The sequence below is a fragment of the Pseudoalteromonas aliena genome, from assembly GCF_038155085.1.
Lineage (GTDB): Bacteria > Pseudomonadota > Gammaproteobacteria > Enterobacterales > Alteromonadaceae > Pseudoalteromonas > Pseudoalteromonas aliena_A.
Genome location: NZ_JBAKAU010000012.1, coordinates 94,648 through 107,653 on the forward strand (window position 1 = coordinate 94,648; position 13,006 = coordinate 107,653).

General features: G+C 39.4%; 7 protein-coding genes. 3 read left to right on the forward strand and 4 right to left on the reverse strand.

Going from position 1 to position 13,006, the window contains the following annotated elements:
- Positions 1 to 586: 586 nt before the first annotated feature.
- The 3 genes from V6260_RS12770 to V6260_RS12780 all read right to left on the reverse strand — a co-directional run bounded on the left by V6260_RS12770 (position 587) and on the right by V6260_RS12780 (position 6,722).
- Positions 587 to 1,486, reverse strand: coding sequence for a diguanylate cyclase (locus tag V6260_RS12770; protein ID WP_341594543.1), 900 nt, complete (start codon positions 1,484 to 1,486; stop codon positions 587 to 589).
- Positions 1,470 to 5,258 carry an ATP-binding protein gene (locus V6260_RS12775; protein ID WP_341594544.1) on the reverse strand — a complete coding sequence of 1,263 codons (3,789 nt, stop codon included), beginning with the start codon at positions 5,256 to 5,258 and terminating at the stop codon, positions 1,470 to 1,472. The genes V6260_RS12770 and V6260_RS12775 overlap by 17 nt, the downstream gene beginning before the upstream one ends.
- Positions 5,259 to 5,324: 66 nt before the next feature.
- Positions 5,325 to 6,722, reverse strand: a complete 1,398-nt coding sequence (locus V6260_RS12780; RefSeq protein WP_341594545.1) for a PhoH family protein — start codon at positions 6,720 to 6,722, stop codon at positions 5,325 to 5,327.
- 305 nt (positions 6,723 to 7,027) lie between these two features.
- On the opposite strand from V6260_RS12780, the gene rapA reads away from it, so the two are divergent.
- The 3 genes from rapA to V6260_RS12795 all read left to right on the forward strand — a co-directional run bounded on the left by rapA (position 7,028) and on the right by V6260_RS12795 (position 12,165).
- The gene (rapA, locus tag V6260_RS12785) at positions 7,028 to 9,922 is read left to right on the forward strand and encodes an RNA polymerase-associated protein RapA (RefSeq protein WP_341594546.1); all 2,895 of its coding nucleotides are present in this window, start codon (positions 7,028 to 7,030) and stop codon (positions 9,920 to 9,922) included.
- Between the two features lie 210 nt (positions 9,923 to 10,132).
- Positions 10,133 to 10,786 (forward strand): bifunctional tRNA pseudouridine(32) synthase/23S rRNA pseudouridine(746) synthase RluA, encoded by a 654-nt coding sequence (gene rluA / locus V6260_RS12790; protein WP_341594547.1) that lies wholly within the window; start codon positions 10,133 to 10,135, stop codon positions 10,784 to 10,786.
- Between the two features lie 449 nt (positions 10,787 to 11,235).
- Positions 11,236 to 12,165: a DUF3530 family protein gene (locus V6260_RS12795; RefSeq protein ID WP_341594548.1), complete on the forward strand. Its 930-nt coding sequence runs from the start codon at positions 11,236 to 11,238 to the stop codon at positions 12,163 to 12,165.
- Here the strand turns inward: V6260_RS12795 and djlA are convergent.
- Complete coding sequence (djlA, locus tag V6260_RS12800; RefSeq protein WP_341594549.1) at positions 12,148 to 13,005, reverse strand: co-chaperone DjlA; 858 nt, start codon at positions 13,003 to 13,005, stop codon at positions 12,148 to 12,150. The two genes, V6260_RS12795 and djlA, sit on opposite strands and share 18 nt — an antisense overlap.
- Position 13,006 lies beyond the last annotated feature (1 nt).

Here is a 13,006-nt window from a genome sequence, read left to right on the forward strand (position 1 = left end):
CAATACCAATCAGCAATAATACTTGATCATTTTACGGGGCTAAACGTGTCGCTACCTGTATTAAAAAATTCTCATTTACGATTGCATGGATGCAGAAAGTAGAGCAATGCAGGAGCAATTGCCAAGAACAACTAAATAGCGAATTTTTTGCCTAGGCCGTATTGACCTTTCGTGGGTGAATTTGCAGCTGTATGTTTGGTTTTTAGGCAAGGCAGAGCCTCTGTAGTGTGGTTATTCCCCATAAATGGGCGATAACGCAGCATAAATACCAAACATGCGCTGCCCGTTGGGTTCTTTCTAGGGAGGATTAACTCTTTGTTGCCTACATGGATGTAGGTAAGGGGCGTGAGCAGGACGCGGAAGCTTTGCTCGGTTTTTACTTAGCCCACTTGGTTACAAACCTCGCGCCGCGATTAAATCGCCCCTAGATTGAGCAAATCTCAATCCACAAAGATCAACACGCCCTAGCTATCAACACGTTTTTCCACCCTCAATATAGATCACTTAATTAAGCGAATTGGTATAAAAAGTAGTTTGATACAAAAACGCCAATATATAAATATTGGCGTTTTTGTATCTTAAATTTTCAGCGTGCGACTATTCTATCTCGCCCTGCATCTTTAGCTGCATATAAGCCTAAATCGGCCTCTTCTAACAATGCTTGCTCGGCACACACTTTACCACTTTGTGTAGTGGCAATCCCTATACTTATAGTGATGTGGTCTGCGTTTAATGAAGCTTTATGTTCTATATTCAAAGCATTTACAGCATTGCGTAATTTATTTGCGAACTTCTTAGCCTCATGCTTATTCATTCCAGGTAAGACAGCTGCAAATTCTTCACCGCCATAACGAGCAATAAAGTCGCTTCCTCGTTCGCATTGCGCGACAAGTACTTGCGCTACTTTCTTTAAGCATTCATCACCAGCACGATGCCCATAACAGTCGTTGTAACGTTTAAAGTGATCTATATCCATTAGTAATACCGACAACGGCGAACCATTACGTTTACTTCGTCGCCATTCACGTGATAAGTTTTCATCAAGATAGCGTCGATTTGGAATTTCAGTCAAACCATCTATTGATGCTAGCATTTCAAGCAAATCATTTTTTTGCTTAATAAGTAGTTGGTTACGCACTCTGACACGTACAATAGAGGGGCTAAACGGCTTGGTTATATAATCCATAGCACCGAGTTCAAGCCCTTTTGTCTCGTCATCGTGGCTACGGTTTGCTGATATAAATATAACAGGAACAGATTGAGTTATCGGATTTTCTTTAAGCTGCACAATTACATCATAGCCACTAATACCAGGCATAATGACATCAAGAATGATTAAATCTACTTGTGTTGTTTTTACAAAGGTCAGTGCTTTTTCACCGCTTTCAACTAAAAACACGTCGTGCTCTTCTTTTAGCGTTTTTTCAAGTACTAATCGATTTAATGGATCATCATCCACGATTAGTACTTTAGCTTTTTTTGACATCCATAGCCCCTAAACCTTTAATAAAAACAATTACCTGCTTCAATTGCATAATAAGCTCTTTTAGTGTTATTTCAACCGGCCTATTCATTGTTTTAAGATTACGCTCGCACTGCAGAGCACAATACGATAATCGCTTAAAACCTAAATTACCTGCAACACCTTTTATACTATGCACTAAGCGTACCAAATCATCTTTACTGGTTGTTTCTTCTATTTGAGCTAGCTGGGTCTCACATAAATTAGCAAATTTATCAATCATAGTAGTAAGTAGTGCCTCATCTAAACCGAACTGCGTTAACGCAAAAGATCGCTCAAAAAAACTAGGTTTAACTAAGTTTAAATCAGCAATTGTATCAATAAGTACCTTTGCAACCACGGGCTTAGTTAAATGTTTATTCATACCACACTGTAAAGAGCGCTCTATATCGGCTGGCTCACAATGAGCTGTAAGTGCAAATATAGGAAGTTGTTTAGCGTCAAACTGTTGACGAATTAAAGTCGTTGCTTGGCAGCCATCTATTTGTGGCATTTGTACGTCCATCAATATTAGGTCTGGCTTTAAATCTTGCAACAATGCCATCCCTTCTGAGGCGCTTAAAGCAGTGACTACGTTGATATTAGCTTGGCGTAATACACTACTAATTATATCCAGATTAAGTTGATTATCATCAATCGCTAATATAAGTAGACCCGAGATGTCCACTTTAGATTGCATTTCACTTTGCATAATGTCATCTAAATTCACCTTCGTAGTTTGCTGGCTCAAACTTAGCAACCTTTGCCCAAGTGCTGATGCTTTAAGGTGATGCGCAGCTAAAAGGTCGCTACTAGGTAAATTAAGTGTATGCTGATGATTAATAATAACAGAGCATTCTTTAGCAGATAACAAATCGTTAATCTCTTCAACTTGTAAAAGTGCGGGTAAATCAGCAGCATCAACAATGATCTTTTCAATATTAGAGAGCTTAATCGGATGTTTTAATACTTCGTCTAAATTAATACTAACGAGTTGGGGATAGGCTCGGGTTACTTGTTCAAGCTCTTTACTGCGCTCTGATAGAATGACTAGTGCATTGCTAGGTAGTCTAGTACTTTTGCTAGTATCAACTAACAAGCTAATACTAAAATAAAACACACAACCATGATCTTTTTTACTTTTTACGTCAATTTCTCCACCCATTAACGTTACTGCATGCTTAACAATAGCCAAACCTAAACCAACACCATGATGCATTCGTGTTGATGACTCATCACCTTGAGTAAAAGCATCAAATAAACGTCTCTGATCAGCTTTATCTATACCAATTCCCGTATCAATGACTTTAAAACAAATGTGCTGCTGCTCTAAAGCACGACTATCTACCAATTCCATCTTTAAAGTTATTGAGCCTGTTTGTGTAAACTTAACCGCATTTGTTAATAAATTACCTAATACCTGCTGCAGTCGAATACTGTCGCAAATTAAATCGGGCGCTATTAGTGGGTCAATATCAATAATAAACTCAATGCCTTTACCTTCACATAATGGTGCTGTCAGGCTTTCACAAATATCAACAAGCTCAATTACACTAAATGGCGATAATTTCAAATCGGTTTGAGCGCTTTCTATACGTGCAAAATCAAGCATTCTGTTTAACATTAATAATAAGCTTTGTGCTGCATTTTTAGCTTGGTCTGTATGTTGTAATTGCTTTTGCGTCAAACCTTGTTCAATAAGCATATCGAGCAAGCCTAGTACTGCATTTAGTGGAGTACGAATTTCGTGGCTTAAATTAGCAATAAAACGGCTCTTAGCTAATGTTGCTCGCTCAGCATCATGCTTAGCCTTAGTTAAAGCGCTAATATCTTGAATGTGAATAACGTAATAAGCAGGGTCACGGTTTTCATCCCATACGAGCGACATACTCAGTTGCAGCCAGCTAGTTAGTTTTCCTTGAGAAAGAGTTAAGTGATGCACCTTTTTTTTATCATCAAGCAGCTGTGCTAAAGCCTCTTTAATTTGCTGCCATTGGGAGTCATCAAATAATGCTTTTAACTGTTCCCCTACGAGCACTTGATGCTCCGAAAACTGCTTTCTTGCCGCTTTATTTACTTGTAATATAGTATGTTCAAGGGATACTAAAACCACACAGTTAGCCGCAAATTCAATAGCGCTTCTAAATTTAGATTCAGATGCTTTTAGTGCCAGTAATGTTTGTTGCTGCTCAGTAATATCCCGACCAATTCCCATGGTTCCTAATAAATACTGATGCTCATTATAAAAAGGCATAATTGTTAGTTGATACGACTTTGTATCAGTCTCAATTCGCTGCTGCGCGCTATTTCTATTTTGCAATACTTGCTTTTCTAACTCATTTATATGCTGCTCATTATTATCAACATCATCTAGGTATTTACCTACTAATTCAGCTTGGTCTTTACCAATATATGCTTCAAATGCTTTGTTACATCCGAGAAATGAGCCATCTATATTTTTAAAATAAATAAGATCAGGAACGCTATTTAACATCGTATTCAGTAATGCTAAATGTTGTTCTTTTGCCTCATAACTTTTGATTAGCTTTTCTGATTGCACTTTAACTCGCTCATCAAGAGCCTTATTAGCATTTTGCAATGAATCAACTAACTGTTTATTTTTATCAAATACACGTTTTACTTTAGAAAACCAAGGCTGCCAGTTCAATGGCACATTATAGTTTAATTGGCTATCCAGTTGCGCATCACTACTTTCTAAATAGCTCATTAAATGGCTCATCGGCTTGACAAAAATACGTTGGCTTAACCAAAAAAACACACCAAACATAATGCTTAAAAATAGTGTTAAAAATATGAACTCTAATAATATTTCGTATTTAATTGAACTGACTAACTGCGGTTTAGGTTCGTAAAATGCGGCATGAATAGGCAAGTCAGCCATAGGTTGCATTAGGAAATTACTATCACTGGTTAATATGACTTCTGTATGTCCGCCTGCTAACAAATCAGGCCAGTAAAGCCGAAATTCAACTGGGTGATCTATTAAATGCTTAGAACTGGCGATAACTTGATGTGATTGATTCATAAAAACGTATTCACCATTATTTGGCGATACCTTACTTAACCACGCTGAAATTAATGATATATCGTAAATTAAAATAATATAATCATCTGAACCTAAATCTCGCTGTCGACCGATTGCAAAGTAAGATTTATCATTTACCTTAACAATTGCGCTTGAAGAGAGCTTATTTGATAAATATTTAGGTTTAAATTTACCATCCAAAATCTCGGTCAACATTAAGCTCTCGCTTTTGTCATGCCTACTTACGTAAGAAAATCCAGTTTCATCAACATATGCCACGGCAGATAAAGATTGCATTAAAGCAAGAGTAGTATTAAACGAAGGCCCTAAAGCAAAGACCTGTTGCCACTGTAAAATAGCTTTTGTAGATAAAGCAAACTCTCCCTTACCCACAATTTCAGTACCATGAACACTAAAATAACGATAATAGTAATCGTCATACTGGTTTACGCCTTCAAGTATGGCTTGATTAGTTTCAAGGTGGAGAGGTTGCTCATACAAAGTAAACATTGTATTGAGCAAGTCGCTTACAGAATCCATAGCGTGACCGACCTGAGCAGATACATTAGTAAAATCTGCTTCGCGCTTTTCAACCGCTCGTTCAAGCTTAATATTGTATAGATGTAAACATAGTAAGAATGCAACGATAAGAGGGACTAATAACGCAACAAATAGCGAACGGTAGTAATGTTTAAGAGGTAAAAAAATCAACTTATTGCCTGTAATATGGCTCGAAAATCAATCGCTAGACTATCGAGCCAGATTGTTGAGCGCAAGTTATAAATTTTCTTCAGCAAATGACGCTAAGCGACTACGTACAACACAGTTAAGGTTTATAGTTGCGCTACCTTCAAACTTTTTAAAGCGCTCAACTATATAAGTCAAACCGGACGTTACCGGGGTTAAATAGTTACTGTCAATTTGTGCCAAGTTACCCGTACAAATTAATTTAGTGCCTTCACCGCAACGGGTAATAATAGTTTTAAGTTGAGATGCAGTTAAATTTTGGCTCTCATCTAAAATCACCACTGCATTTTGAATACTGCGCCCGCGCATAAAGTTAACCGATTTAAACTGCACATTGGCTTTTTCCATTATGTAGTTTCGGCTCGATATTGGGTTTTCGTCGCCTTTATGGAGTACCTCCAGCGTATCGGTAATGGCTGCAAGCCACGGCGCCATTTTTTCTTCTTCGGTGCCGGGTAAAAAGCCAATAGACTCGGCTATTTCTGGCGTATTACGAGTGACTATTACTTTATCGTAAATCCTTTTTTCGATGACCATTTCAAGGGCGCTGGCAAGTGCTAGCAAGGTTTTACCGCACCCTGCTGGTCCTGTTAAAATAACAAGTTCAATACTTGTGTCGAGCAGCGCATCAAGCGCCATTCCCTGATAAGTATTTTTTGGCTTAACACCCCATGCTTGTTGGTGCATTAAACGCTCAACACCAATATCTTTTAGCGTTATGTGCTCGTCATCGTGCGATTTAACACGCGCTGCAAAGTGCTCACCGCCATCAAGCAAATATTCATTACAAAATACATCCGGTATTAAGTTTTTAGGAACGTGGTGAAACGTATCGCGTCCACTTTGCTGCGTATTGCACTCCCCTACATGCTCCCAAAAATCACCTTCTATTTTTTTATAACCACTAGTGAGCAAGCTTATATCGTCAATAAGTTGATCGGTACGGTAATCCTCAACATACTTAAGCCCTGCGCCTTTGGCCTTTAAACGCATGTTTATGTCTTTTGTAACTAATGTAACTTTTGAATCACTGTGCTGCTTTTGTAAGTACACGGCGCAATTAATAATACGGTGGTCGTTTTCGTTACCAGGCAGCCCTGAAATAGAGTCGGCAAATAAATGGTCGTTTACAATAATAAGTGTACCAGCAGAACTTGCTTTGGCCTTTTTATTACTCGGCAGCTCCACACCTTGTAGCATTTGTTCTGGCGTGGCATTTTTAAGTACTTCATCTAGCCCACGAATAGCTACGCGTGCATCACGGCTTACGTCATGTTTTCTGTCTTTTATGTGGTCAAGTTCTTCAAGCACTGTCATTGGGATAACAACGTCATGTTCTTGAAAAGATAAATAAGCGAGAGGTTCGTGAAGTAGTACGTTGGTATCTAGCACATACATTTTACTTTCAAGGTTTGAAGCTTTTTCCATAGCACTTTCCTTACGTTTTATGATTTTTATGCTATACCAAAATAACTAAGTAAAACGGGCAAAACTTAAACCTGCAATACTTAATTGCTAAGGCACAATGTAAGTTTAGTCTATTTGTCATAAAAGTCCGTTTTATTACAAACTGTAATTAGTTTTTATTTACCTAAAAAAGAGTCATAAACAGGCTGTTTTAATAGCAATAATTAACACTTACAAAATTAATTAAAAGTGAGTAGCATAGCGCCTTGCAGTGGTGTTACGTAACAGGTAACATAGCCGCCTTTTTCTTCATAGACGAGACATACATGAATTTTTCCTTAGGTCAGCGTTGGATCAGTGATACAGAGTCAGATTTAGGATTAGGCACCGTTGTTGCCATTGAAGGCCGTCAGGTCAGCATATTATTTCCTGCCAGTGGTGAAAACCGTGTTTATTCTAGTGCAGAAGCACCTGTAACCCGTGTGGCATTTAATTCTGGCGATGTGATCAAAAGCGTTGAAGAGTGGGAATTAGAAGTAGAGTCTATTGAAGTTCAAGGTGAATTACTTTGTTACATAGGTACGCGTGTTGATACCGGCGAACAAGCAAAGTTAAAAGAAACCTTTTTAGATCATTTTATTAAGTTTAATAAACCACAAGATCGTTTATTTGCTGGCCAAATAGATCGTTTTGATCGCTATACACTTCGCTACCAAACTTGGCAGCACCAGTTTGAACGCCAGCAATCACCTATTAAGGGTTTAATTGGTCAACGCGCTAACCTCATTCCGCACCAGCTTTATATTGCTCAAGAAGTGGGGAAACGTTTTGCACCACGCGTACTTTTATCTGATGAAGTAGGTCTGGGTAAAACAATTGAAGCGGGCATGATTTTACATCAACAAATTATTAGTGGTCGTGCAAGTCGTGTACTTATTGTGGTGCCTGAAAACCTACAGCACCAATGGTTAGTAGAAATGCTACGTCGCTTTAACTTACGTTTTTCTATTTTTGATGAAGAGCGCTGTGACGAAGCCTTTGCCGATTCGCCAAACGTATTTGATACAGAGCAACTAGTGCTTACAAGCCTTGAGTTTTTAACTAAGAAAAAACGTTGGTTTGAACAAGCAACACTTGCTGACTGGGACTTATTAGTTGTTGATGAAGCGCACCACCTAAGCATTAATAACGGTAAACCAAGTACTGAATATCAACGAATGGCTGAACTTAGCCAAGATATTCCTGGCCTTATTTTACTTACCGCTACACCTGATCAACTAGGTCATAGCAGTCATTTTGCGCGCTTACAACTACTCGACCCAGACCGTTTTTACGACTACGACGTATTTAAAGAAGAAGAAGCAAATTATAAAGACGTAGCAGAGGCTGCAAATCAGTTACTGCAAGAGCAAGCACTAGACGATACAGCTAAAGCGACACTTGTTGAGCTATTAAAAGAAACCGACATTACCGATATTCTTGCAAAAGCACAGCAAGGTGATTTACCAGCACGTAAAGAAATACTCAACATGCTGCTCGATCGCCACGGTACTGGCCGTATATTATTTAGAAACAGTCGTAGTGGCATTGATGGCTACCCTAGTCGTAAATTACACGCCTACCCAATGGCATTACCAAAGCAGTACAAAACAGCTATGTCGGTACTAGGTAACATGGGTGGTATTCAAAACGCTGAACTAAGTGCACATCGCGCTCTTTTTCCAGAAAAAATATTTCAAGAGTTTGAGGGCGAAAGTGCAAGCTGGGGGTTATTTGACCCACGTGTAGATTGGTTAATCGAAACACTTAAAACGCTTAAACACGAAAAAGTACTCCTTATTTGTGCCAAAGCCGAAACCGCCATTAGCCTTGAGCAAATACTACGTGAACGCGAAGCGATTAAAGCCTCGGTTTTCCACGAAGGTATGTCAATTATAGAGCGTGACCGCGCGGCTGCATTTTTTGCCGACGAATACGACAATGCACAAATATTATTGTGTTCAGAAATTGGCTCAGAAGGTCGTAACTTTCAGTTCTCGCATCATTTAGTGTTATTTGATTTACCACTAAACCCTGATTTACTTGAGCAACGTATTGGCCGACTTGACCGCATAGGTCAAACACAAGATGTGAATATTCACGTGCCATATTTTGAAAACACAGCTCAAGAAGTATTACTGCGTTGGTACAATGAAGGCCTAGATGCCTTTGAAACTACATCAACCACTGGTCAGTTATTGTATAAAGAGTTTCGTGAAGATTTACTTGAATACATTTCAGCGCATAACTGTGATGAAGACGAGCTAGATCCAATGCTAGAACAAGTAGCGCAACAAAATGCCGTGCTACGTAAAAAAATGGAAAGTGGACGAGACCGTTTATTAGAGCTGCATTCTTCTGGCCAAGGTGCTGCTGACTCTCTGGTTACTGACATTGAAAAACTCGACAACCAGTTTGAGCTTCCAAGTTACATGATCAACGTATTCGACACCTTCGGTGTAAGCCAAGAAGACAAAGGCGAAAACACGATTATACTAAAGCCAACAGAGCATATGCTAAACGCATCGTTCCCAAGCTTAAAAGAAGACGGTATGACAGTTACATTTGACCGCGATACTGCACTTTCGCAAGAAGATGTACATTTTATTAGCTGGGATCACCCAATGGTGCAAGGCACCATGGACATGATTTGTGACGACGACTTTGGTAGCGCATCGGTTGCACTGCTTAAAAACAAAAAATTACCACCGGGTACCTTTTTTGTTGAGTTGATATTTGTTGCCGAAGCAATGGCACCAAAAGTATTGCAAGTGGGTCGCTTTTTACCGCCAACACCAATTCGTATATTACTTGATAAATCAGGTAATAACTTAGGTGAAAACGTAGCGTTTGATGGCTTTAACCAACAGCTTTCAGCCGTGGGTCGCCAAACAGCAAGTAAACTTGCCGGTGCACTGCAAAGTGCTATTCACCCAATGATCAGTAATGCAAAAGACATGGCGCAAGAAAAACTAGAAGTGATCCGTGAAGCCTCTTTAACTAAAATGCAAAGTACGCTAGGTGAAGAGCAATCTCGTTTAGAAGCCCTTAAACAAATCAACCCGAATATTCGCCAAGAGGAAATTACTTTCTTCGATAAGCAGCGCAGCGAGCTGACTACGCATATTGAAAAAGCGCAGTTACAACTTGATGCAATTCGCTTAATTGTGGTTTCGCACTAAGGTTTTTTGAGCTTTAAGTTTATAGCTGTCAGACGTTAGTAAAAAATTGAAAATGACAGCTTAATAAAGCGCGGTATTTATATCGCGCTTTTTTATGCATTAGAAAACTGCATACAAGTTAGGAGCCTTTGTACAGGCTGTGAATGTTTTTCTTGAGCCTTTTCCTTTGCTCCCCTAAAATAGCGCCCTGCAAAATTACTGAGGTCGGCCGTGTTAGTTAATTACAATCCCCCAATGAGTCCGTATTTGACCATACTGTACCAAGATGACGACTTGCTCATTGTTAATAAGCCAAGTGAGTTATTAACGGTTCCGGGTAAAGATCCAAAACATGCCGATAGTTTAATTAACCGCGTTAATCGCGTTTTTCCCACAGCTAAAATAGTTCATCGTTTAGATATGGCGACCTCAGGTATATTGTGTTTGGCAATGAATAAGGCGGCGCATAGGCATTTAAGTATGCAGTTTCAAGAACGCGAAACCGCAAAACGTTACATTGCACGCGTCTACGGACTGCTTGAACACCCTAACGGTTCAGTAGATTTACCGCTTATTTGCGACTGGCCTAATCGCCCTAAACAAATGGTTGACCATGAAAGAGGTAAACCTTCGTTTACACATTATAAAATACTTGATCGCGAAGCTAATGCTACCCGCGTAGAGCTCACTCCAATAACAGGGCGTTCGCATCAATTGCGTGTGCATATGTTAAGCCTTGGCCACCCTATTTTAGGTGATAGGTTATACGCACATAAAGATGCACTCGCTGCTGCACCTCGCTTACAATTGCATGCGCAAATGCTTACATTAAAGCACCCTGTTACTGAGCAAGTACTTACTTTTGAGGCTGACCCTGAATTTTAATAGCAACACGCCCTAGAGCAAATAAGCTCTTTTAGATAAGAAAACCGAGTCTGCAGCAAAGATAGTGCTAAAAATAACAACTTGAGATGGTTTTTTATCCAAGTTCAGGTTAGGGCCTGTTGACCTTTCAGGATTAAAATTTGTTCAATCTAGGGGCTATTTAATCGCGGCGCGAGGTTTGTGACCTAGTGGGCTAAGTAAAAACCGAGCAACAAAGAGTAAATTGCCCTTAGGCAGAACCCTTCAGGCAGCGTATGTTTGGCATTTGTGCTACGTTATCGCCTATTTATGGGGAATAACCACACTACATAGGCTCTGCCTTGCCTAAATACCAAACATACTGCTGCAAATTTAACCTCGAAAGATAAACAGGCCCTAATTAAATCACAGGGCTAAACTTTTACACAGCTGCGCCGATACCTAATAAGTATTCATTATTTGAGTTTATTATGGTTTTTGCGCAATTTTTTAAAACAGCCTTATTTAACTTACTCTTAAGCTGTTCGCTATTTATAAGTCTGCATACGATATCTGCAGAGCATATTGCCCCGCCCCCCTATTCAGCCATTGAAAATAATGACATAAAACGTTTACTTCCAAATGACGAAATAAAACCAATTCTTGCAGGCGAAACTGAATTTCTGAGCTTATACAGTGAGTACATGAGCGCCAACTTTAGAGGTGTGGTATTGCTTATACCTGATTGGCACTCGACCCCGACTAATAATACGGGTATGAATTTTTTACGAAAAGAGCTGAATAACTTAGGTTATACCACCTATGCGATGACAGTACCCGATATAGAGTGGCAAACTAACAGCATTGATAACACTTCTCCCTCTAATACTGCACCTCCCGCTGATGCTAAAACTACAAGTGAGCAGCCTGTAAAAGTGAAAACAGATGCCCCCCCCCACTTCGTAGATGCAATAGAAAAAGTAACCGATGAAGTACTCGACAATTATAAAATAAATTTAATCTCTCGATTTAATGCGCTTTATCAAACTGCAATGAAGGAGCCGAGTAACATAGTCGTGATAGCTCAAGGTACTAGTGCAGGTGTACTCTTAGAACATTACGCTGATTTTCCAAAAGAACAGGTTGATGCATTTATTAGCCTAAGCAGCTTTTTACCTAATACTAAGCGCAATAAAAACCTAAACCAGACAACTTCACTCGTTACTCCGGCATTGCTTGATATTTATTACGCCACAGATAGCACAGATATTTTAATGAACCTCAAGAACCGTCAGCGCTGGGTCAACCGTAACGCTAAATTTGATTATCGCCAAAGAGAACTATTTGGCCTTCGAGATCAACCAGAACAACATGCGCGCCTAAGTAAAGAAATTGACGGTTTTTTACGCCGCCTGTTTTAAATACTCATAAGCGGCTTGAATGTCTTGACTCTTTTTAACGGCTAACTCCATCATGTGCTTCGGAAGACCTTGTGACACCAATTTATCGGGATGGTGTTGTGCCATTAACTTACGGTATGCAACTTTTATTTCTCGTGTAGTTGCCCCCTCATTAAGCCCTAGCAATGCTAATGCTTGTACACGGTCCATATTATCGTTGGGTGGCACATGGTGCCCAGAACCTTCACGATAACTGTTACTTTCGCTTTGTTGTTGTTTAAAGCGCTGCTGATGTTGTCTAAAGTTAAACTCTGCTTGGTAACGCTTTAATACAAATGCAAAATGTGTTTTTGAAATACCCAGTTGCTTGCTTACTTCATGAAGAAGTTGTTTTTCTTGTTCAGCTAAAACGCCATCCGAAAATGCCATTTGTATTTGAATTTCTAAAAACAACTGCATCAGGTCATGGCGTTTTGCAAAGCGCTCTTTAAAATCACTTACGGTTTCTTTGAGTGAAAAGTCCCTACCTTTACCAGATGAAAAAGCGTATTGAGCTTCACGACGCTCATCACCCTTCAATCCCATTTCATCCATGAATAAACTAGCTGCTTTTATATGAACTTCACTCACTCTGCCATTTGATTTTGCAATGTGTCCCATAACAGCAAAACAGCTAGAAAAGAATAATGCTTGTCGTTCATTTACATCATCGCCTTTAAATAAGTTTGAAAAACCACCCGCTTTCTCAAAGTCATTTTTTAAGCTTTTATCAAATAAATGGCCAATGTAAAGACCGAGAATGGCTCCAAAAAGTCTGCCAAACATAAAGCCAAAACAAAAACCGAGTATTTTTCCCCACATC

Excerpts from the sequence above, each read along its gene's own strand:
- V6260_RS12795 (WP_341594548.1), top strand. The coding sequence starts at position 11,236 with ATGGTTTTTGCGCAATTTTTTAAAACAGCCTTATTTAACTTACTCTTA.
- djlA (WP_341594549.1), bottom strand. The coding sequence starts at position 13,005 with ATGTGGGGAAAAATACTCGGTTTTTGTTTTGGCTTTATGTTTGGCAGA.
- rapA (WP_341594546.1), top strand. The coding sequence starts at position 7,028 with ATGAATTTTTCCTTAGGTCAGCGTTGGATCAGTGATACAGAGTCAGAT.
- V6260_RS12770 (WP_341594543.1), bottom strand. The coding sequence starts at position 1,486 with ATGTCAAAAAAAGCTAAAGTACTAATCGTGGATGATGATCCATTAAAT.
- V6260_RS12780 (WP_341594545.1), bottom strand. The coding sequence starts at position 6,722 with ATGGAAAAAGCTTCAAACCTTGAAAGTAAAATGTATGTGCTAGATACC.